The organism is Limnoglobus roseus, assembly GCF_008254045.1.
Lineage (GTDB): Bacteria > Planctomycetota > Planctomycetia > Gemmatales > Gemmataceae > Limnoglobus > Limnoglobus roseus.
Map to the genome: position 1 here is coordinate 4,233,556 of NZ_CP042425.1, position 21,760 is coordinate 4,255,315.

Here is a 21,760-nt window from a genome sequence, read left to right on the forward strand (position 1 = left end):
AATGAAGGTCAGCCGACTACGGACAAGAACAACACTGCGAAGTAGCGGTCCGCGTCGGTCCACGTTTCCTCGACTCGCAGGCCGCACCCCGCCGCCCGGCGAGTGAAGTTCGCGAGGTCGTACTTGTACGAGTTCTCGGTGTGGATCGACTCGCCCGCACGAAATGGGAACACCCGGTCGCCCACGCGCACCTGTTGGTCGGTGGCGCTGACTAGGTGCATTTCCATCCGCGACTGGTCCAGGTTGTAAAAGGCCGTGTGGTGAAACGCGGCCGGGTCGAAATCACCACCGAGTTCCCGGTTGATCCGCACCAACAGATTTCGATTGAACGCCGCGGTCACGCCTTGTGCGTCGTTATACGCCGGGCCGAGGACCGCCGGTGCTTTTCGAAGGTCTAAGCCGAGTAGCAATCCGCCGGCGGGGCCGGCCAGCCGTGCGATGTGCCGGAGCAGGGTGTCGGCCTCCGAGGGGTCAAAGTTGCCGATGGTCGAGCCGGGGAAGTAAATCACCGGCCGCGCGGCCGGCACCCGCGGGACCTCGAACGGCCGGGTGAAGTCGGCGACCGTCGGGTGAACGGCCAGAGCGGGATACTCGGCGGCTAACTCATTCGCAGCGGCCCGCAGGTGATCGCCCGACACGTCCACCGGCACAAACCCGGCCGGGCGGTCAAGACGGTCGAGCAGCAATCGAGCTTTCACCAGGCTGCCCGCGCCGAGTTCGATCAGAAGACACTTCGACCCACACCGGGCGGCCATCGCCGCGGCGTTCGCCCGCATGATCGCCAGTTCGGTCCGGGTCAGGTAATACTCGTCGAGCTTCGTGATCTGGTCGAACAGTCGTGACCCGACCGCGTCGTAGAAGTACTTCGACGGCAGCCGTTTCTGGGGCAGCGAGAGGCCGAGGAGGACGTCCGTTCGGAAGTCGCTGGTCCGTGAGGCGGCACGGGTGGTCGTCATGCGGGAGCGTCCTTCGCGAGTCGGAGGCCGGAGAACTGCCAACGGGCGTCGGGCGGGAAGAAGTTGCGGTACGTCGGGCGAACGTGCCCGGCCGGCGTCACGCACGACCCGCCGCGGAGGACGATCTGGTTGCACATGAACTTGCCGTTGTACTCGCCGATCGCGCCGGCCGCCGGGCGGTAGCCAGGGTACGCGGCGTACGGACTCGCGGTCCACCCCCACACGTCGCCGTAGAACGAGTCGCCGCCGGCCGCCGGGTGTAGTCGCCCGGAGTCTAGAAAGTTCCCGGCTGGTTCCGCTGCGGCCGCCGTCTCCCACTCCGCCTCCGTCGGCAAACGGGCACCGGCCCATCGGGCGTACGCATCAGCTTCGTAAAAGCTGACATGACAGACCGGCTCGACCGGGTCGAGCGGCTTCATGCCCCGGAGGGTGAACAGCGACCAGCCGGAACCGTCTCGCTCCCAGTAGAGCGGAGCCTTCCACTCGTTCTTACGGCACGCCGCCCAGCCGTCGGACAGCCAGAATTCGGGCCGGTCGTAGCCGTCGTCGATGATGAAGTCCAGGAACTCGCCATTGGTCACGAATCGCGACGCGATCTCGAACCCGTGCACGTAGACGTTGTGGGCCGGCCCTTCGTTGTCGAACGCGAACCCACCGCCGGCGTGACCGATCTGCCGAACGCCGGGCGAGTGTGCCTCCCACTGCACTGCCGGAATGTTGCCGTTCGGTCGCTCGTAGAGCGCCGCGGCGTAGGCCGGTCGCAACGGGTTCAGCCCGAATGCGTGCTTCAGGTCCGTCAGCAATAACTCTTGGTGCTGCTGCTCGTGGTTCAGCCCCAGTTCCATCAGCGGCGAGACCGCGGCGAGGGTACGGTCATCGGTTGTCGCGATGAAGGCGAGCATCTGTTCGTCCACGGCCCGACGGTAGGCGTAGACCTCGGCGACGGTCGGCCGTGACAACAGCCCGCGGGCCGACCGGGGCCAGCGCTTGCCGACCGCGTCGTAGTAGGAGTTGAACAGGTAGTTGAACCGCGGGTGGAACGGCTGAAAGCCCGCCACCCGCTCCGCGAGGAGGAACGTCTCGAAGAACCAACTCGTGTGCGCAAGGTGCCACTTGGGTGGGCTACAGTCGGGCATCGACTGGAGTTGGTAGTCCTCGGCCGCCAGCGGCAGGCACAACCGTTCTGTCTCCGCCCGCACGGTTCGAAACCGGGCCGCAAGATCGTCCCGAGCGGGGAGCAGTTGGATCGGCACTGACATCCCACCTCCGGGCGGTAGACGTTGACGGATTCAAAGTTCCGGATCGACGGGAAGGAGGTTCCCCTGCACGCCGCATGCCCTCATGTTAGGCGCGTGTGAGAAATGTATACCATCCGACCGGCCATTTCCTTCAGCGGAATTGCGATGGCCGCGTTGAGCCGCATCGTTGGCTCAGGTCGAAGTTTCTTTCCTGCTGCGGAACCGTTCGAACAACGTGTAGAAGCCCGGCACCTTCACGACTGCGTTCGCTGCGAGTTGCTGCTGGTAGGCCAGGATCGTTCCAAACGCCAAGTCGTGAGCGGGGGCATTATCCCTGTGATAACAGCCGGTGGGTACAGGTGACGGCGAGCGACCCGTCGCCGACGGCGAACCCGACCCGCTTCGTCGAACCGGCCCGCACGTCCCCGGCCGCGAGTACGCCGGGCAAGGATGTCTCCAGCGGACAGGGGTCACGATCCGCCACCGGCCACCGGCCCGATCGCAGAACGTCCGAGCCGGTGAGTACGTATCCGAGGTCGTCACGGGCGATCTCCGGCGGGAGCCACCCAACGGCCGGGTCCGCCCCGATGAAAACGAACACGCCGGCGCACGGCAGTCGGTTGCGCTCTCCGCTCGCTGTGCGTTCGATGTGCACGAATTCGAGGCGGTGATTGCCCTCGACTTCGGTGATCGCCGATCCCTCGTGCACGCAGATGTTGGCGGTCCCACGGATGCGGCTGACCAGGTAGTCTGACATCGACTTGTCGAGGGGGCTGCGCACGACCAAGTGCACGCGCCGGGTGCGGCAGCACTCGGCCAAGTGCATCGCCGCCTGCCCGGCCGAGTTCCCGCCGCCGACCACGGCCACGTCGGACTCGTCGTATAGGACTGCTTCCACCGCCGTGCAGACGTAGTGAATCCCCGCCGCCTCGAATCGCTCCGCGCCGAGCGCCGGCAGCTTCCGCCACCCCACGCCCGTGGCGATGAGGACGACGCGGGCCTGGATGACCGTATCGCAATCCAGGTGCAAGCGTCGCGGCTCGCGGATGTCGGCCGGCACTTCGACCCGGTCCACCGTGACGGGGGCCGCCATCTTCGCCCCGAACTTGAGCATCTGAAGCACCCCACGGGTGGCCAGGTCCGTTCCGCTCAGTCCGGCCGGAAAGCCGATGAAGTTCTCGATCTTCGACGACCCGCCCGCCTGTCCGCCCGGCCCGAGGCGATCGAGCAAGAGGGTGGACAGCCCCTCGGACGCGGCGTACACGGCGGCCGCAATCCCCGCCGGTCCGGCCCCGACGACCGCCAAGTCCACTCGTTCGCCGGGGCACGCCCGCCAGATGCCGGCGCACTTCGCGAGTTCGCGGAGCGTCGGGTTGAAGAGAACCTGTTTACTCCCGCAATCGACGACGGGCTTCTTGCAGGCGGGCGGTTGATTCGCAAGTGCCGCCCGGCCGGCGTCGGTCTCCGAATCGACCCAGCGGAACGGGACGAAGTTCTTGTGCAGAAACTCGCGCACGAGGTTCGTGTCCTTGCAATGCCCGGACCCGAGGACGGTGATGCCGAGCTTGCCGGCCATCGACAGCGCCTCCCGGCGGCGCGTCAAGGCGACGATCAGTTTCTCTCCGAAGCTCGGGACGCGGTTGAGCAGGCCGCGGACCATGGCGTGCGGCACCCGCAGGACGCGCGTCGCCCCTTTCGCGTGGCCACTCACGACCGTCGGCCGCCCAGTCAGAAGGTCAATGTCCCCGGCGAACCCGCCGGTGGGGTGGGTGGCGACGACCGCATCACCGTCGGCCGGGTTGCGAATCTCGATTGCCCCGTCCGTTACGACGAACAGGTCGAGTTCGGCCGTGCCGGCCCGGAAGACGATATCCCCGTCAGCGAACGCGACCGACACCGCGAACGGCCGGAGGAGGTCCAGTTCCGCCGGCGTGAGCTTCGGGAAGGTCAAGTCTTCGATTCCCGCAACCATACCGGCACCTGGCTTATCTTGTGGTGGACTCGTCCATCGGCTCGTGCGAGGAGGCGTCCGCTCGGAGGTACTTCGCCACTTTACGAATTCTCACGTCCGCAGGGCACGGACCGCAGCATTGGGCCGCCGCGACTCACGCCTCTGCCAACGGCCGGCCAACCCATTCGCCCTTGGGGTCAGTCGGCGTGACCGGAGAGCAAAGTGCCTCCTTGATGTCCAGGCCGACCGCGGTCGCAACCATTCATTCGGACGGCGGTCAGGATTGCTCTTTCTCTCCTTCAAGACCGGCCGACGGTGATTGGGTGCCTCCAAAGTCCACGCCCGTTTGTGGGGCTTCGTTCACCGAAAGTCGGAACACGTCCGGCCGGGCGTAGTGGCCGACCGGGTCGAAGTCGAATCGGGCCCGCGGGATGTCGGCCGGGTCCAGGTCAGCGGTCAGCACGGCCTCTTCGCCGAACACCGGCCCGGCCAACACCTGCCCGAGCGGCCCGACGACGCAACTCCCGCCCCGAATGAGCACCGCCGCCGGGTCGTCGCCGGAGACGTCACCGTGGCCGGGCGGACAGTCCTTCCGGGTCAAGAACTGGCAGGCGGACAGCACGAAGCACCGGCCCTCAAGGGCGATGTGCCGCACCGTGGGCAGCCACGTGTCCCGGTCGTCCACGGTGATCGCACAGTACACCTCTACCCCCTTGGCGTACATGGCCGTCCGCAGCAGGGGCATGTAGTTCTCCCAACAGATCGCCGCCCCGGTCCGCCCGACCGGGGTATCGACGACCGTCAGCGTCGAGCCGTCTCCCCGGCCCCACACGAGCCGTTCCGTCGCCGTCGGCACGAGCTTCCGGTGCTTCCCCAACAGAGCACCGTTCGGGCCGAAGAACAAGGCCGAGCAGTACAGGGTCGCGCCGGCCCGCTCGACGACCCCGACCACCAGGTGGACGCCGTGCTCCCGGGCGGCCGCCCCGATCGCTGCGGTCGCCGGGCCGGGGACCTCGACCGCGGCCTCGAAGTACCGGCGGAACTCTTCCCGCCCCTCGGGCGTCCGCGACCCCAGCCTGGCCCCGAACCCATAGCCTTTCGGGTAGCCGCCCACGAACGCTTCCGGGAACACGACCAGCCGCGCCCCCAAGCCGGCCGCTTCGGCGACCCGATGGCGGAGCTTCTCGACGGTGCCCGCGGTGTCGAACAAGATCGACCCGGTTTGGACGACCGCGACTCGGGTTGTGCTCATGAACGCCCCTCTTCCTTCCCTGTCGCCGGCCGTCACTCTTCGTTTGGCCGGACGCCCAGGGCCTTCATCCGGGAGGCGAGCGTGGTGGGCTTCAGACCCAGCAACTCGGCCGCCCCGCCCGGTCCGTAGATTTTACCCGCCGCCCGCCGCAGCGCGGCCCGGAGGTTTTGCCGTTCGAGGTCGCGGAACTCGGCCTCGGTCCACAGCCGGTCGGGAGCGACGCCCGGCAACGAGACCGGCGACTCCGCGGCGGCCGGCGGGGGTCCGTCCGGCACGTCGAGGACGAGCCGCCGGCCGGTGGACACGATCGCCGCCCGCTCGATCAGGTGCTGGAGTTCCCGCACGTTCCCCGGCCACGGGTACCGCCGGAGCCGCTCGGCGTCGGCCGGCGTGAGCCGCGGGACGGGCCGCCCGAGCCGCTTCGCCGCCGCGGCCAGGAAGTGTTCCGCCAACGGCAGGATGTCATCGACCCGCCGGCGGAGGGCCGCGACCTCGATCGGGAACACGTTCAGCCGGAAGTACAGGTCCTCCCGGAACCGCCCGGCTGCAACCTCCCGCCGGAGGTCGCGGTTCGTGGCCGCGACGACCCGCACGTCCGCCGTCCGCGTCCGCCCGTCGCCGACCCGCTCGAACTCCCCCTCCTGAATGACGCGGAGCAACTTCGGCTGGAGATCGGGCGGGATCTCGCCGACCTCGTCGAGGAACAGGGTGCCCCCGTCGGCCAGTTCGAACCGCCCGACCCGGTCGCGGGCGGCCCCGGTGAACGCCCCCCGGGCGTGGCCGAAGAACTCGCTCTCGTACAAGTCCCGGGGCACGGCCGCGCAGTTCACCTTGATGAGCGGTCGGCCGGCCCGTCGGCTGCGGGCGTGGAGCTCGCGGGCGACCAGTTCCTTACCGGTTCCGCTCTCCCCGGTCACCAGGACGGCGGCATCGGTTGGGGCGACCAAGTCGACATGCCGCAGGACCGCGGCCAGGGCCGGGCTCCGGCCCACGAACCGGCCGTCCGCGTGGGCCGCCCGGACCTCGCCGCGGAGGTACTCGGTTTCGAGTTCGAGCCGCCGCCGGAGGGCCTCGACCTCCTCAAACGCCCGGGCGGTGGCGATGGCCGCGGCGGCGTGGTTGGCGACCATCCGGAGCCAGCCGATCGCCCCCTCGTCGAGGGGGCCGCGAGTGAACGCGGCGAGCACCCCGAGGACGCGGCCCTGGTGGACGAGGGGCTGGCCGCCGAAGCCCGTGATTCCCTCCCGCCGGACCCAGTCGGCGTCGGCCACCCACGGGGCGAACGGGTCGACGGCGGGCACTTCCAGGGGCCGGCCGGACCGGCCGATCTGGCCCACCTTCCGCTCGCCCGGGGCGAACCGGTGGAACGCCCCGTCGACCCGGTCCCACGCCTCGGCCGGGTCGGCCACCGACCGGCCGGCGCTCGCTGCCAGGTGCAACGCGGGTTCGGTGCCCGGCTCCCGGCCGCAGGCCCGACAGACGTCGCACGCCCCAGGCGGGAGGGTGAGCCAGACTCGGGCGAGGGCAACCGCGGGGGCGTCGGCGAGCCGGGTGACGATCAATCGAAGGAGGGCATCGACGGACCGCTGTTCGGCCATGTCGAGCAGAAGTTGTTTGGGGTCGGTGAAGACCGCGAAGGCATGCGGGGGCATGAGGAAATGAATAACGAAATTTCGTGGCCGAACAACGGATTTTCGTGGTTCACGAAGTCCCGTTACTCATACTCGCTTCTATCTACCGACATAATTAACTGTCAGTTCAATACTTGTAATTTTACTCGCGATCGGCGTCGAGAGTGCGTATTGTGCTCTCGTGCGCAACCGTGGTATTCTCACCGCGTTGTCGCCGCGGTCATCAGAGAGTCCATGCGATGGCGAAGTCGATCCGTTGCCCGTGCCACGGGAACCCGGCGTGTCAACTCTGTATGGGGACCAAGTTCTACGACTACCAGCCGACAGACCGGGGCTGGATGCCATTCCGGTGCCCGACCTGCGCGGCCGCCACGACCACGGCCGAGCGGCGTGCGTGCGTGACGTGCCACGGGGAACTCACCATCGACCCAGCGAACCCGCCGTACGACCCGGGCTGGAAGGGCACCGCCCGCGCCGTCTGGAAGGTGTTCATGGGCGGCGGTTGAGCCGCCCGGCCTTCGCGAACGCCGCCGTCCCTTCACCCCAGAACCCGACTTGCGTCTATCGGCTCTTCGCGGACAAGCGGCCTCTGGTGTGAGGGACTGTCGCGCGGTTGGGAATGACCCGAAAGGCGGCTTCACAGTCGCGGCTTGGGCCGACGCGGTTCGCGGAGTGGGGAGCGATCCTTGCTCAAGAAGTGAATCGGCTGCCGCCGGCGTTCGCTGCCCAAGAGTCGGGGTTCGTCCGACAATTCTGCATTTCGATTCGGCCCGGTAGGGCCGCATTTCGTGCCACTGAGAGAACGGATGCGTCGCAAACGCAGGGTCGGCCGAACGGCCCGGCATGGACGACGATTCCCTCACTCTGAGAGCACACCGATGTCGTTTTCGTTCTGGCGTAAGACTGCGTGGAAGCGGATGGTTCGCAGTTCGGTCCGGTCTCTTCGCGTGGAAGCGTTGGAGGATCGTGTCACGCCGGCCGGCCTCTTTGCCGTCGGGTCGGCGGTCGGAGCCGCGCCGCTGGTGACGGTCTTCGACGCGACGACGCGGCAGCAGAAATTCACCATCACGCCGTTCGAGTCGAGCTTCACCGGCGGCGTGAACGTGGCCGTCGGGGACGTGACCGGCGACGGCACGGCCGATGTGATCGTTGGGGCCGGCGTTGGCGGTAGTTCGACCGTGAAGGTTTACGACGGCACCAACGGCACGTTCCTGAAGGACTTCACCCTCGGCGACGCCGGAGTGACGACCGGCGCGAGCGTGGCCGCGGCCGACTACAACCAGGACGGCGTGGCCGAGGTCGTGATCGGCACGATCCGCAGCAAGCAGCCGCTGGTGCAAGTGCTCCGCTTCTCGGACGGGAGCGCACTCCACGGGTATACGCCGCTGGAAGGCTCGGCGAGCGTGTCCGTGGCCGCCGGCGACGTGAACGGCGACGGCGTGCCCGACACCATCGTCGGGGCGGGTGCCGGCGGCGGGCCGCGGGTAATCGTGTTCAACGGCAGCACCGATGCGCAGTTGAGCAACTTCTTTGCGTTCGAGCAAAGTTTCACCGGCGGCGTCCAGGTGACGGCCGGCGACCTGAACGCCGACGGCAAGGCGGACATCATCACCGCAGCCGGGTTCCTCGGCGGGCCGCGAGTCCAGTCGTTCAACGGTGCGACCGGGCAGGTGATCTCAAACTTCTTCGCCTACGATTCCACCCTCCGGGCCGGCGTGACGGTGGCGGCGTTTGACGCCAACAACGACAAGTCCCTCGACCTCGTGACGGCGAACGGCAAGGGCCAGACGCCGGACATCAAGTCGTTCGACGGCCGCACGGCGGCGCAACTGACGAAGCCGACGTTCGCCAATCCCCCGGTCCCCGCGTCTTGGGACACAACCGCCCCGACGGTCACGTTGACCACAACGGCGGCCAACCCGACGAAGGCGTCGCCGTTCCAGTTCACGGCCAAGTTCAGCGAGGTCGTGAACGGGTTCACGCTCGGCGGGCTGACCGTGACGAACGGCTCCGTGTCGAACTTCACCAAGGTCGATGGCAAAACGTACACGTTCACCGTGACCCCGACGGCCAACGGTGACACGAAGGTGTCCGTGACGGTCGGATCGGCCGCAGACGCCGCCGGGAACGGGAACGCGGCGTCGAACACTGTGACCGTGAACTTCGACACGGCCGGCCCGACGGCGACGATCAACGCGATGACGACGAACGACGCCACGCCGACGTTGACCGGGACCGTGAGCGAGGCCGGGTCCACGGTGACGGTGACGGTGAACGGCCAGACTTACACCGCCACCGTGACGGGCACGACCTGGAGCGCGAACGTCACGGCGACGCTCGCGGCGGGGGGCTATACTGTCACGGCGACGGCCACCGACGCGGCGGGGAACGTGGGCCAGTCGGCCACGCTCGCCAACGGGCTGACGATCGACCTCACGGCCCCGACGGCAACGGTCAGTTCGTCCGCCACCGACCCGACCGGCACGAACCCGATCCCGTTCACGGTGACGTTCAACGAAGACGTGACCGGCTTCACCAAAGCGGACATCACCGTGGCGAACGGCTCGGTGTTGGGCTTCACCGCCACCGACGCCCGGACGTACACGCTGACCGTTGTGCCGTCCGGCGCCGGGGCGGTGACGGTGTCGGTCGCGGTTGGCACCGCGACCGACGCGGCCGGGAACGGCAACGCCGCCTCGAACGCCTTCATCCGCACGTTCAACGGCACGGTGACGACCGCCGCTGTTACGAGCACGGAGACTGGCCCAACGAAGGCCGCCACGATCCCGGTGAAGGTCACGTTCTCCGGTGACGTGACCGCCTTCGACTCTTCGGACGTGGGTCTGACCGGCGGGACGCTCGCCAATTTCGTCGCGGTGGACGGCCACACGTACACGTTCAACGTCACGCCGACGGCCGACGGCACGGTCGCGGTAAACATCGCCGCCGGTGCCGCCAATGATGCGGGTGGGAAGCCGACTGCGGCCGCCAGTTTCAGCATCGTGTCCGACCGCACCGCGCCGACGGCCAACGTGACGGCCTCCGCCGCGAGCACGAACACCAGCCCGATCCTCTTCACCGTCACCTTTAACGAGGCGGTGGACGGTCTGACCGCGGCCGCGCTGGCCGCGACGAACGGCACGATCGGGACGATCACGGCCGTGGACCCGAAGACGTACACCGTGGCTGTCACCCCGACTGCCGATGGGGCAGTCAAGCTGGCGGTCAAGGCCGGCGGGGCGAAGGACTTGGCCGGCAACGTAACGGCCGCCGCGTTCGACAAGACCGTGACCTCGGACCGAACCGTCCCGGTCGCGACGGTCTCGACGACGGCGACCAGCCCGTCGAACGCCACGACGCTCCCGTTCACCGTCACGTTCACGGAGGACGTGACGGGGTTCACCGCGGCCGGGCTGACGGTCGCCAACGGTACGGCGTCGAACTTCGTCGCCGTGAACGCGAAGACGTACACGTTCACCGTGACGCCGACGGGCGACGGCGTGGTCACGGTGACGGCGAACGCGGCAGCCGCGCAGGACGCGGCGGGCAACGTCAACGTGGTCGCATTGGCGTCGATCACGTCCGAGCGATCGGCTCCGACGGCGACACTGACGTCCACCGCCACCCCGGCGACGAACCAAAGCCCGATCCCGTTCCGGGTGATCTTTAGCGAGCCCGTGACGGGCTTGGCCGCCGCCGGCATCGGTGTGACCAACGGGACCGTTTCCAACATCGTGTCCGTCGATGCGAAGACGTACACGTTCGACGTGACGCCGGCCGCACAAGGGGCCGTGGTCGTGACGCTCCTGGCCAACGCGGTTCAGGACACTGCTTCGAAGCCGAACGCTGCCTCCGCGCCGTTCACCGTCACCTTCGACACCACGCCGCCCGCGGCCCCGGTCGTGCTACGGCTCGACGCGGCCAGCGACACCGGCGCCTCGAACACCGACGGCATCACCAGCGATACGACGCCGACCATCGTCGGCACGGCCGAGGCCAACGCCCAGGTGAAGGTGTTCGCCAACAGCGGGAGCGGCGCGACCTTGATCGCGACGGTCACAGCCGACGCGAGCGGGAACTGGTCCGCAACGCCCGTGACCGCCTTGGCCAAGGGTGCGTACTCTGTCACAGCGACGGCCACCGACGCGGCCGGAAACGCGAGCGGCGCATCGAACGCTTTCAACGTTGTGATCGACACGTAGGGAAGCGGACATTCATCGAGTGCGAAGTGAGATTTGGCGACCGAGGCGCGAACGGATTCGCACTCGGTCCGTCCACAACCGCTGGCCGCTCAACCCCGGCAAGCCGAAGTTCACCGGGGCCTTATTATCATCTGCTCGTCAATTGGCGGCGGTGGGTCAGAGCCGGCGTTCGTCAGGACACGCGGGCTGATTTGCCAGGGCAGGCCCCACTTGTCCTGGCATCAGCCGCATGCACTTTCCTTACTCCGTTGCCGACGAGGGCGTCCCAATATCGGCCCCGCAGGGGATCGCCCGAACGTCACTTCTTCTCCCGCTTCCCTTCGATGTCGAACTCTTGCTTGTTGCCACCGAACTCTGACGCGGCTTTCCCCTTGATCTTGTCTCCGTCGATCTTCAGCTTGTAATCGATGGGGATTTCGTTACCCATGAACTTCCGCACGGCGGAGAACGTCAACTCTCCGTCCTTCAGCTTCAGCTCCTTGACCTTCACGTCCTTCTGATCCGGCCAGTTCATCGTCCCGACGACCTTGTCCCCGTCTTTCGTGATTGTCAATTCGGCCGTCCGCTTCTGGTCTCCGATCGTGTACTCGCACTTCCACGTGCCGACCGGGTCCACTTTGTCCTCTGCCCGAACGAGGCCGCACAGCCCGAGAACCAGTGCAGCCGAAATGATCGCCTTCATGGTCGCCTCCGAAGATTGGCAGTGGCCGCCGAGCGCGGTCTGCCGGGGCCGATTCTAGTGGTCGGCTCCGCGTCCGGCAGACGGGCTCGAGATTTCGGCGTGTCGTGCAACTTGACGTGTGCCCGACCGACGGCCACTTGGCCCAATCGCTCTGCTACTGTCGCCCCAGGAGAAGCGATTGCAGCGCGGCCACTCTCCGCGTCGAGATCCTTTTGCTTCTCCCTCAAACATCTCTGCTCGACACGCCGCCGGCCGTACCGCCTTCTACAACGTCCTTACCCGCCAGTGTGAGCAGTCTCCCGGCTCGATTTTCGCGGCCGATCCGGTCGGCGGTCCCTGGCGAGTTCGGAGCCGAGGATCGCCCGTGTCTGACCCATCTCTGCCTCAGTACGCACTCGCCGACGCACTCGCCCACGCCCGAACCGTCGAGGAAATCGCCGACGCGCTCGTCCGGATCGGGCAGCCGGCGGTCGGCGCGTGCGTGACCGTGCTCGCCCTGCTGAACGACGACGGGTCGGAGTTCTTTTGCCCCCGGATCACGGGCTACTCCGACCGCGTTGCGGAGGCGTGGCGGCGGTTCCCCGCGGACGCCGCCCTACCCATCGTCGAGGCGGTGCGGGAAAACCGGCCGGTCTTCTTGGAGACACTCGATCTCCGCTTGGCCTACTACCCGCCCGGCAACGGAATGCCGCCCCCGGTGGGCCGCGCCTTGGCCGCCGTGCCCTTCCGACAAGCGGGCGTGGTCGGGGGACTCGGGTTTACCTTCCCCGACGATCGGCGTTTCGGGCCGGCCGAGCAAGGCCTGTTGGACGGCGTGGCCGGGCTGTGCGCGGCCGCCCTCGGGCGGGTCCGCCGGGGCGGATTGGGGTGCGAGGTGCTGCTGGTCGACGACGAGCCCTCCGTCCGGGCGATGCTGGACTTCGCCCTGCGGTCCCATGCATTCACGGTGCGGAGAGCGGCGGGCGGGGCCGAAGCCTTGGCGGCGTATCGCGCCCACCGGGGTACGGTGGCGGTGGTCCTGCTCGACGTGCTCATGCCGGAGATGGACGGGCCGCAAACCCTGGCCGCAATCCGCGAGGTCAATCCGGCCGTGAGGGCTGTGTTCATGAGTGGGCACACCGGCCGATACTCGGCCGCCGACCTCTTGTCGTTGGGGGCTTCGCACGTGTTCCAGAAGCCGTTCTCGTCCCTCGATCAAGTGATTCGAGTGCTCGGCGAGGTGGCACGGCGAGAGTAAGTGAAGTGCTCGGGATGAGACGACTGCGGGTCCGTTCAAAGGTCAGGAGCTTGAATGATCGAATCCGGTGCCGGCGGCGAAGTGTAGACCCCGTCGTTCGCCAAGCGGGTCATCGACCCGGTGAACTCCATAACGTGGTTTTTGATGGACGCCCTGTGGATGTGCAAGCTGGCGTGGCCGGTGTACGGGTTCGCCGGGCTGACCGTCGTCTTGGCTGCTGATCGCGTCCTGGCGGGAGAAGTAGGGCGTGTTCGCCGACCTCGGGCTGAACTGCTGGATCGCGATGAACACGGTCTGGCTCGTGTCGGACCTGAACGGACAGTCCGTGCCGCTGGAAGTCGCCGGGCCACTGGCGGTACTCGGCGCGATCTTTCTTGCGATCGCCGCGTGGCGGTCCCAGGACGTCCGCCGGTTGCGAATCCGCGCCCGCAGAGAGTGCGGCCGTCCCTGCGTTCACGAAGTCGCTCGCCCAGAACCGGATCAAACGGAGCATCCGGCTGAACTGCGTGGCCCTGAGCCCGACCTCGATGCCCTTGCCGCCGGTTTCGAAGCCGGTCGACAATCTCGCCGCGCATGGGCCGACACCCCGCTAAGCGGCCCTGGCGGCCGGAGGTGGCCCCAGCGTGCATGGCCTTCGCGTCCGAGGCGGATTCGAGCGACATCAACGGGAAATTCTCACCCTGCTCGGTGGCGACGTCCGGGCGGGATGACATCACCGGATCAAGAGGGCAGGACGCTGCCGACGGCGTCCATGAGGTCGTCCAGCCCGACGGCCGCATCCGCCGTGCCGATGGCGAGTTGTACCTCGTTGCGGCGGATCTCGGCGACCAGGGTCGCGTCGTCGCCCGGGATCGCCTGCGGCCCGGTCGGCTTCTCGGTGAGGACGGTCAGGAGGGATTCGGCCGGGACCACGACGTTGACCCAGTCGGAGCCGGGCTTACGGTCGCGGATGCCGACCTGGAGCTTGTCCCCGGAAGGGGCAATGTCGACGAGCCGTTGTTGACCGGAGGTTTGCGAGACGCCGTTGATCGTCATGTGTGATCTCTGAAGGAGCGGCGTATGTACCGGCATCGTCCGGCCGAGTACAGCCCGAATGATCCGAACACGAACCCTTGCCGCGACCCCGACAGTGTCGGCCCGGAATGCCGAGGCTTACGCATATCTGGGATTGTCGGTGATCCTAATAATTCCACGAACAAAGCAGCCCCGGATCAAGTGGAAGGGGTAGAAGAAGCGGATTGGAAGTGTCCCTTCGGGCGGGTTAAGGTCGATATAAGCTGGAAGTGCCGTCGGCAGAGTTCTCGGCCGACGGCACCCGCGTCGTCACAGCGTGCAAAGACGGCAAGGTCCGCGTCTTCGACGCCGTGACCGGCGAGCCGACGCGGACCATCGCGGTAACGACCGTTGTCGTGGAGTTGGCCGCGTTCAGTCCAGACGGCACAAAGGTTGTCGCCGCCGGCCGCGACGGGTTCGCCCGCGTCTTCGACGCCGCGACCGGCCGCAAGTTCCTCGACATCTCTGCGCACCAGCACGCCGTTCACTCGGCCGTCTTCTCGCCAGACGACGCACACGTCCTGACTTCCGGGTTCGACAAGGTCGCGGCCCTTGTGGGACGCGGCCACCGGCGCGGAACTGCTAACGCTCCGCGGCAACACGGGGGCATGCGGACAATCGCCGTCAACGCCGACGGCACGCGGCTGTTGACGGCGAGCGCGGACAAGACGGCGAAGTTGTGGGGACACGACGGTCGGCAACGAGACGCTGACACTGACTGGCCACAGCGGCCCGGTGAGCGCGGCGGCGTTCTCCAACGACGGCCGACGCCTCGTGACGGCCAGCGACGACCAGACGGCGCGGGTGTGGGGTGCCGGTGCCGCGCCACCGGTTCCGTTGAAGTAACCTGCCCTAGGCCGAACTGAGCCCAAGGGCTTGACGTCGGTCACCGCGTGGCTCGCTCTGTTCGACTGCCGTGTCTTCTTTGCCCCGATCCACTCCACCCTAAATCAGCCGCATTGCGGGCTGGCCGAATATCGCTGCGGAGAGAGCTAGCGGTCAACTGGCCAGAGGCATCGTTTGGTTCGGTGTACCTTTTACCCGAACATCGTCGGGCCGCGATCAATCTTACCCACCAAGTCGGTGGACAACGTAATGGCGTGCCCACCGAACAGCCCGCCGTCGTTGTACACGAGGCTGACCCACCGCTCGTCCCAATAAAAATTAATCCCGGCCAGGCCGATCTTCCGCTGGAACCCGAGCGCAGTCGTGGTGTGGTCGATCTCGGGATCGTACCACCCGCTTCGCCAGCCGGCGAACATCTTATTGGCGATGTGACCCCGCAGCCGAGTCTCGTTCCGGCGGAACCACGCGAGGTACCCCTGCAACGCTTCCAGCGACTCCGCCGGTGGGCGGGGACCGGGGGCGACGGTACAGATGGTGCCCTGACCCAACCGCCCGCGGGCGAGGGGGAACGTGAAGTCCCAACCGCTGGTACCCCGCGTCAGCTTCCCGAGAGTTGCGTGCTGGAATGACGCCTTCACCATCCGTCGCTCCCTCCGGTCGCCGCACGACTCCCGGTTTACCACCCAAGTTCACTGGCCCGGCCCCTCTACGGGCTCAGCTGAAGTGGACGTAGACGCTCCGCGCTCCGAACGGCCACTCGGCCAAAACGGTGGCGAAGAAGACCAATTCCTCAAGCACATGCTCCCCGTCCACATGCCGCTGGCACGCCCGATCCAGACCCGCACGGAATTTCACGGCCGACACTCGCAGGCCGCCACCCGTCCCGCTCACCCCGCCGTTGAACTTGGTGGCCCCGAACAGCCGATACACCTCCGGTTCGCCCCCGCCGATCGCGTACTGCAGGTGGGCGATCTGTCGCTGACGGTGGCCGGCCTTAACTCGCTTGTCGATAACATGCGCGGTGATCAGATGACTCATTACGCATCCCAGACCGAACACTTTATTAGCGCACGCCCCCGCACTGTAACACCGGCAGGACATTGGACCCCACTGGCGGCCGTAGGTCAAGCTGTGGGCGGTGAGTTCTGGTGGGTTGATCGCAGCAGTCAAAGTTCATTGCGGTTGCTGAGTGGGCAAACGACCCCGCCCTCCGCGTAGGCCAGACCCGATCAGCCGCGGTGTCAACGAAAACGCCCCGGCCAATGTAGCCGGGGCGTCGAGATTCATGCGCGGGCAGTTGCGGTGCCCGCTCGCGGTTTAGCTCGCGCCGTTGCCGGCGGCGACGCGGCCGTTGACGTAGCTGAAGGTCTGGCTGGCGGTGCTGCCGAGGGCGGTGATGGCCGCGATGCACACCACGATGATGAGGGCCAACATGACGGCGTACTCGACCGCCGTCGGGCCGTCTTCCTTCTTGAGGAACGAGACAGTTTTGCGAATCAAATTCTTCATAGCCAACTCCTACCAGTGACGTGTGCGAATGGATTGGCTCGCCAATCGGCGAGTTGAACACGGACAACCCTAGAACGCGGTTCGCTCGACGTGATCGGACTTTTCGGAATAACCGCCCCAAGCCGTCGGATTCTTCTGCACCATCCGGTCAGGGAAACCCTGACCAAGACATGAGTCTCCCTCGCTATGTTGAAGACCTCTAGCCCTTCGATGAACGCCGGCCGATTGTCAACAGCAAGCGAGTCGATTCGTTCAAGCCACCGCGTGCAGCCCAGTCTTCGATCCGAGCATCCGGGGTGAACCCGTAGCCCAAGTGGGTCGGTTCCGAGCGGGTGACGACTGCCCCAACTACAGTCGAGTGGCCGACGGGTCGGCAACCCAGGACTAGACCGAGCGCGTCGTCACACCGCGGGCTCGCAGTGGTTCTCCTCTTCTCCTCGCCAGCTCTTGGCTCGTTACGCCGCCGCCTTCACCGGCTGCACCTGATGGAACAGCCACCGCACCCACCGGTTGGCGACGGCCGCGGCCACCACGCTCCCCGGCTTGCCCCGGCCCTTCATGTCGGCCGCCAGTTTCTTCCACCGGGCGTCGTACCGCACCAGCCGGTGGGCGGCCTCGATGAGCACGACCCGCAGCTGCGGGTTGCCGGCCTTGATCAGCCCGGCGTCGGCCTGCTTCTGGCCGCTCGACGCGTTCCGCGGCGACAGCCCGCAGAACCGGGCCGCCTGCTTGCCCGTCCGGAACCGGTCGAACCGCCCGATCTCGGCCCGGATGGTGGCCGCCGTGACCAGGCCGATCCCCTTCATCGTCAGCAGATTCACGACCAGGGCATCCTCGGCGGTGACCTGGGCCAGGCGTTGCTCGGCCGCCTTGACGTCGCCGGCCAGGGCCTTCAGGCGGCCCAGGTGCCGGTCCATCACCCACCGCGTCTGCTCGCTCAGGGCGGCGTCGCGGGTCAGCCACGTCAGCCACGCCACCGTCCACGGGTTCACGCCCTCGGGGGCGGCTACCCGGTTGTCGCGGAGCAGGGCCCCGATCCGCAGCTTGACGTTCCGCCGCTCGCCGACGAGCTGCTGGCGGTACCGGACGAGCCGTCGCAGTTCGCGGACCTCGGCCGGGGCGTGCCACACCTTGGGCAGGTACCCGACCCGCTCCAGGTCGGCGAGCATCTTGGCGTCCGAGTAGTCCGTCTTGTCCGGGTTGCCCTTCATGCGGGCCACATACCCGGGGTGGGCCAGGTCGACCAGCCACCCGGCTTTGGTCACCAGTTCCTCGGCCAGATCGGCCGACCCGCTGCACGCCTCGATGGCCGCCCGCACGTCGGTGCCGAACCGGGCGACGGCGTCGCGGATGGCCCGCCAGTCGTTCGCGCAACTCTGGTTGAGCAACACGCGGCCGCCGCGGTCCAGGGCGCACACCTGGACGGACAGGGTGTGGTAGTCCAGGCCCACGAAAACGGGGCCGGTCGTCGTTGCCGCGGGCATGGCTGGTCCTCGAAGGTGTGGTCCTGTTGATGGTGACCACACCCACCCTCTCCGGCAACCAGCGTTCATCCCCATCTACAGCCGTAATTGCTACAATCGCCCTCGCAACGGGTTGCGGCGAGGGCACGGCATGTCAGGACGACCAACGCGGGCAATCGTCGAGCGGTGGGCCCATGAGGTCGAGGCCGCGGAGGTAGCGGATCGCCCGGCCGCGGGGTTCGCCCGGAGCGAACCCCGCGGCCGGGCGATCCGCTACCTCCGCGGGCTGCTCAGCGACACCGAACGCAAGAACGGCTGGCAACTGGCCGAGCACTTGGGCGAGGCAACGCCCGACGGCGTCCCGCACCTGCTGGCCCGCGCCGGCTGGGACGCCGACGGCGTCCGCGACGACCTCACGGCTTACGTGGGGCAGCATCTCGGCGACCCCCACGGCGCGTTGATCGTGGACGAGACGGGGTTCCTGAAGAAGGGGACGAAGTCGTGCGGCGTGGGCCGCCAGTACTCGGGCACCGCCGGGCGGATCGAGAACCGCCGGGTGGGCGTCTTCCTCGCGTACGCCGGCAGCAAGGGTTCGGCCCTGATCGACCGGGCGTTGGACCTGCCCAGGGAGTGGACCAACGACTCCCCGCGGTGTCGCGGGGCCGGGGTGCCGAAGGCCGTCGCGTTCGCCACGAAGATCGTGTTGGCGAAGCGGATGATCGAGCGGGCGGTCGCGGCCGGGGTGCCCGCCCGGTGGGTGACGGCCGACGCGGTGTACGGTTCGGACTACGCATTCCGGATCGCCCTAGAAAATCAAGGCCTGGGCTACGTGTTGGCGGTGCGGACGGACTTCGCGGTGACGGTCGGGTTCCGCCAGATCCGTGCGAAGGCGTTGCCGGCCGAGGTGCCGGCGGGCGCGTGGCAGCGGGTCCGCGGCGGGGCCGGGAGCAAGGGCCCGCGGTGGTACGACTGGGCGCGGACGCGGATCAACGGCCCGGACCCGAGACGGTGTCAGCGGTGGGTGTTGATCCGTCGGAACGCCTCCGACCCCGCCGACGTGTCGTACTTCGTGTGCGGCGGGCGGGCGGCGACGACGCTCCCCGAACTGGTCACGATCGCGGGGAAGCGGTGGGTCGTCGAGGAGTGCTTTGAACTCGCCAAGGGAGACTGCGGGTTGGACGAGGACGAGGTGCGGAGCTGGACGGGCTGGCACCGGCACCTGACGCTGAGCCTCTTCGCGTTAGCCGTGGTCGCCGTCATCCGCTCGCGGGTACCGCCGGTGCGGCGGAAAAAGGGGGCGAGAGGCTGATCCCGTTGAGTGTGCCCGGGGTGCGGAAGTTATTGCTGAAGCTGCTGTGGGCGGTGCCGGAAGACGAGAAGGTGTTGGCGTGGTCGGTCTGGCGACGACGCCATCAGCACCGCGCCCGCGTGTGCCACTACCGCAAACGCGGGGCGAGGCCGCCCGATTGACCAATTACGGCTGTAGATGGGGATGAACGCTGGTTGCCGGAGAGGGTGGGTGTGGTCACCATCAACAGGACCACACCTTCGAGGACCAGCCATGCCCGCGGCAACGACGACCGGCCCCGTTTTCGTGGGCCTGGACTACCACACCCTGTCCGTCCAGGTGTGCGCCCTGGACCGCGGCGGCCGCGTGTTGCTCAACCAGAGTTGCGCGAACGACTGGCGGGCCATCCGCGACGCCGTCGCCCGGTTCGGCACCGACGTGCGGGCGGCCATCGAGGCGTGCAGCGGGTCGGCCGATCTGGCCGAGGAACTGGTGACCAAAGCCGGGTGGCTGGTCGACCTGGCCCACCCCGGGTATGTGGCCCGCATGAAGGGCAACCCGGACAAGACGGACTACTCGGACGCCAAGATGCTCGCCGACCTGGAGCGGGTCGGGTACCTGCCCAAGGTGTGGCACGCCCCGGCCGAGGTCCGCGAACTGCGACGGCTCGTCCGGTACCGCCAGCAGCTCGTCGGCGAGCGGCGGAACGTCAAGCTGCGGATCGGGGCCCTGCTCCGCGACAACCGGGTAGCCGCCCCCGAGGGCGTGAACCCGTGGACGGTGGCGTGGCTGACGTGGCTGACCCGCGACGCCGCCCTGAGCGAGCAGACGCGGTGGGTGATGGACCGGCACCTGGGCCGCCTGAAGGCCCTGGCCGGCGACGTCAAGGCGGCCGAGCAACGCCTGGCCCAGGTCACCGCCGAGGATGCCCTGGTCGTGAATCTGCTGACGATGAAGGGGATCGGCCTGGTCACGGCGGCCACCATCCGGGCCGAGATCGGGCGGTTCGACCGGTTCCGGACGGGCAAGCAGGCGGCCCGGTTCTGCGGGCTGTCGCCGCGGAACGCGTCGAGCGGCCAGAAGCAGGCCGACGCCGGGCTGATCAAGGCCGGCAACCCGCAGCTGCGGGTCGTGCTCATCGAGGCCGCCCACCGGCTGGTGCGGTACGACGCCCGGTGGAAGAAACTGGCGGCCGACATGAAGGGCCGGGGCAAGCCGGGGAGCGTGGTGGCCGCGGCCGTCGCCAACCGGTGGGTGCGGTGGCTGTTCCATCAGGTGCAGCCGGTGAAGGCGGCGGCGTAACGAGCCAAGAGCTGGCGAGGAGAAGAGGAGAACCACTGCGAGCCCGCGGTGTGACGACGCGCTCGGTCTAGTCCTGGGTTGCCGACCCGTCGGCCACTCGACTGTAGTTGGGGCAGTCGTCACCCGCTCGGAACCGACCCACTTGGGCTACGGGTTCACCCCGGATGCTCGGATCGAAGACTGGGCTGCACGCGGTGGCTTGAACGAATCGACTCGCTTGCTGTTGACAATCGGCCGGCGTTCATCGAAGGACTAGGCAGCACGGACATTCAGAAGTCCTGGTTTATGAGGGCTGCGAGCCAGACAAAGCCAGCGAAGTTGACAGCTTTCTTCTCGTACCGGGTGGCCACTCGGCGGTACCGCTTGAGCCCGCCGAAGAACCGCGCGATGACGTTGCGGTTCTTATATCGGCTCCGGCTGTATCGCTTCACTCGCTTCCGTGTTGGGTTGGGCCGGATACAAGCTTTCGCTCCCAATCGCCTCACTCGCTTGCGGATGGCATCGCTGTCGTAAGCAGCGTCGGCGAGTACGGGGCCAACGCTCCCGGACTTCAGTTCTGCCAACAGGGGCTCTGCTCGAGGGGCATCTCCGCACTGGCCGGCGGTCACCAAGAGCTTGAGCAACTGCCCCCGACGATCCACCAGGGCGTGGAGCTCGGTCGTCAGCCCTCCACGACTTCGTCCGATGCACCGCCGCTCGTCCGCGTCCTCTTTTTTTCTCGGGGCAACCGCCGTCCCGATGAGGCCACCGGGTGCGCCTTGACGGTCGTGGAGTCGAGTTGGACCTCTTCCAAGTCCGGGGTGCCGAGGGCGACTGCGATCCGCTCCCAGACGCCGGCCGCACACCACCGGTCGAACCGCTTCCAGGCGGTGTTGTGCTTGCCGAACCGTGTGGGCAGGTCCTCCCAAGGGATGCCGGTACTGAGGACAGAGAGGACCGCGTTGACGAACAGCCGGTTGTCAGTGGCCGTGCGACCTGGGTCGCTCGCCTTGCCGGGCAGCAAGGGCTGGATCTTCTCCCATTGCGGGCCTGTCCGTTCGTGCCGGCGTCGCATTGATGGTTCCTCCTTGAACGACATCAAGTGTCACGAACGATCTGAAAAGATGCCAGCCTGAATGTCCGGGCTACCTAGTATTACTCCGTTAGCTAG

At 67.5% G+C, this 21,760-nt stretch carries 18 protein-coding genes and 2 pseudogenes; 7 read left to right on the forward strand and 13 right to left on the reverse strand.

What is annotated here, in order from left to right; translation table 11 throughout:
- Positions 1-8: 8 nt before the first annotated feature.
- The 5 genes from egtD to PX52LOC_RS17595 all read right to left on the reverse strand — a co-directional run bounded on the left by egtD (position 9) and on the right by PX52LOC_RS17595 (position 7,049).
- Positions 9-956 carry an L-histidine N(alpha)-methyltransferase gene (egtD, locus tag PX52LOC_RS17575; protein WP_149111331.1) on the reverse strand — a complete coding sequence of 316 codons (948 nt, stop codon included), beginning with the start codon at positions 954-956 and terminating at the stop codon, positions 9-11.
- Positions 953-2,215: an ergothioneine biosynthesis protein EgtB gene (gene egtB / locus PX52LOC_RS17580; protein ID WP_149111332.1), complete on the reverse strand. Its 1,263-nt coding sequence runs from the start codon at positions 2,213-2,215 to the stop codon at positions 953-955. The genes egtD and egtB overlap by 4 nt, the downstream gene beginning before the upstream one ends.
- 307 nt (positions 2,216-2,522) lie before the next feature.
- Positions 2,523-4,166, reverse strand: a complete 1,644-nt coding sequence (locus tag PX52LOC_RS17585; protein WP_149111333.1) for an FAD-dependent oxidoreductase — start codon at positions 4,164-4,166, stop codon at positions 2,523-2,525.
- Positions 4,167-4,422: 256 nt separating this feature from the next.
- Positions 4,423-5,397: a nitrilase-related carbon-nitrogen hydrolase gene (locus tag PX52LOC_RS17590; protein ID WP_149111334.1), complete on the reverse strand. Its 975-nt coding sequence runs from the start codon at positions 5,395-5,397 to the stop codon at positions 4,423-4,425.
- A 32-nt stretch (positions 5,398-5,429) separates the two neighbouring features.
- Entirely contained in the window at positions 5,430-7,049 is a 1,620-nt protein-coding gene (locus PX52LOC_RS17595; RefSeq protein WP_149111335.1) for a sigma-54-dependent Fis family transcriptional regulator, read from the reverse strand.
- Positions 7,050-7,267: 218 nt separating this feature from the next.
- On the opposite strand from PX52LOC_RS17595, the gene PX52LOC_RS17600 reads away from it, so the two are divergent.
- Together PX52LOC_RS17600 and PX52LOC_RS17605 are read left to right on the forward strand one after the other, a co-directional pair.
- The gene (locus PX52LOC_RS17600) at positions 7,268-7,534 is read left to right on the forward strand and encodes a hypothetical protein (RefSeq protein WP_149111336.1); all 267 of its coding nucleotides are present in this window, start codon (positions 7,268-7,270) and stop codon (positions 7,532-7,534) included.
- 372 nt (positions 7,535-7,906) lie between these two features.
- Entirely contained in the window at positions 7,907-11,230 is a 3,324-nt protein-coding gene (locus PX52LOC_RS17605; RefSeq protein ID WP_168219058.1) for a beta strand repeat-containing protein, read from the forward strand.
- Positions 11,231-11,376: 146 nt separating this feature from the next.
- Here PX52LOC_RS17605 and PX52LOC_RS43925 read toward each other — a convergent pair.
- Together PX52LOC_RS43925 and PX52LOC_RS17610 are read right to left on the reverse strand one after the other, a co-directional pair.
- Positions 11,377-11,504: pseudogene (locus PX52LOC_RS43925) on the reverse strand (VOC family protein); the annotation flags it as partial.
- A gap of 24 nt (positions 11,505-11,528) precedes the next feature.
- Entirely contained in the window at positions 11,529-11,912 is a 384-nt protein-coding gene (locus PX52LOC_RS17610) for a DUF2147 domain-containing protein (protein WP_149111338.1), read from the reverse strand.
- A gap of 364 nt (positions 11,913-12,276) precedes the next feature.
- On the opposite strand from PX52LOC_RS17610, the gene PX52LOC_RS17615 reads away from it, so the two are divergent.
- Positions 12,277-13,149, forward strand: coding sequence for a response regulator (locus tag PX52LOC_RS17615; protein WP_168219059.1), 873 nt, complete (start codon positions 12,277-12,279; stop codon positions 13,147-13,149).
- A 720-nt stretch (positions 13,150-13,869) separates the two neighbouring features.
- On the opposite strand, the gene PX52LOC_RS17620 is transcribed toward PX52LOC_RS17615, so the two are convergent.
- The gene (locus PX52LOC_RS17620) at positions 13,870-14,184 is read right to left on the reverse strand and encodes a hypothetical protein (protein WP_149111340.1); all 315 of its coding nucleotides are present in this window, start codon (positions 14,182-14,184) and stop codon (positions 13,870-13,872) included.
- A 248-nt stretch (positions 14,185-14,432) separates the two neighbouring features.
- Here PX52LOC_RS17620 and PX52LOC_RS42600 point away from each other — a divergent pair, with 248 nt between their 5' ends.
- Positions 14,433-15,068 carry a WD40 repeat domain-containing protein gene (locus PX52LOC_RS42600; RefSeq protein WP_149111341.1) on the forward strand — a complete coding sequence of 212 codons (636 nt, stop codon included), beginning with the start codon at positions 14,433-14,435 and terminating at the stop codon, positions 15,066-15,068.
- 171 nt (positions 15,069-15,239) lie between these two features.
- On the opposite strand, the gene PX52LOC_RS17630 is transcribed toward PX52LOC_RS42600, so the two are convergent.
- The 4 genes from PX52LOC_RS17630 to PX52LOC_RS17645 all read right to left on the reverse strand — a co-directional run bounded on the left by PX52LOC_RS17630 (position 15,240) and on the right by PX52LOC_RS17645 (position 18,041).
- The gene (locus PX52LOC_RS17630; protein ID WP_149111342.1) at positions 15,240-15,689 is read right to left on the reverse strand and encodes a hypothetical protein; all 450 of its coding nucleotides are present in this window, start codon (positions 15,687-15,689) and stop codon (positions 15,240-15,242) included.
- Between the two features lie 73 nt (positions 15,690-15,762).
- Complete coding sequence (locus PX52LOC_RS17635) at positions 15,763-16,086, reverse strand: hypothetical protein (RefSeq protein WP_149111343.1); 324 nt, start codon at positions 16,084-16,086, stop codon at positions 15,763-15,765.
- Between the two features lie 279 nt (positions 16,087-16,365).
- Positions 16,366-16,557 (reverse strand): Flp family type IVb pilin, encoded by a 192-nt coding sequence (locus PX52LOC_RS17640; RefSeq protein ID WP_149111344.1) that lies wholly within the window; start codon positions 16,555-16,557, stop codon positions 16,366-16,368.
- Positions 16,558-17,012: 455 nt separating this feature from the next.
- A complete protein-coding gene (locus tag PX52LOC_RS17645; RefSeq protein ID WP_149109721.1) occupies positions 17,013-18,041 on the reverse strand; it encodes an IS110 family RNA-guided transposase in 1,029 nt (342 codons plus the stop codon).
- A gap of 130 nt (positions 18,042-18,171) precedes the next feature.
- On the opposite strand from PX52LOC_RS17645, the gene PX52LOC_RS17650 reads away from it, so the two are divergent.
- From PX52LOC_RS17650 to PX52LOC_RS17655, 3 genes are all read left to right on the forward strand, one after another.
- Complete coding sequence (locus PX52LOC_RS17650; RefSeq protein ID WP_149111345.1) at positions 18,172-19,329, forward strand: IS701 family transposase; 1,158 nt, start codon at positions 18,172-18,174, stop codon at positions 19,327-19,329.
- A 20-nt stretch (positions 19,330-19,349) separates the two neighbouring features.
- On the forward strand, positions 19,350-19,490 hold the full coding sequence (locus tag PX52LOC_RS40640; protein WP_168219062.1) for a hypothetical protein: 141 nt from the start codon (positions 19,350-19,352) through the stop codon (positions 19,488-19,490).
- Positions 19,491-19,581: 91 nt separating this feature from the next.
- Complete coding sequence (locus PX52LOC_RS17655; protein WP_149109721.1) at positions 19,582-20,610, forward strand: IS110 family RNA-guided transposase; 1,029 nt, start codon at positions 19,582-19,584, stop codon at positions 20,608-20,610.
- 269 nt (positions 20,611-20,879) lie between these two features.
- Here PX52LOC_RS17655 and PX52LOC_RS17660 read toward each other — a convergent pair.
- Positions 20,880-21,664, reverse strand: a pseudogene (locus PX52LOC_RS17660) (IS5 family transposase).
- Positions 21,665-21,760: the final 96 nt, after the last annotated feature.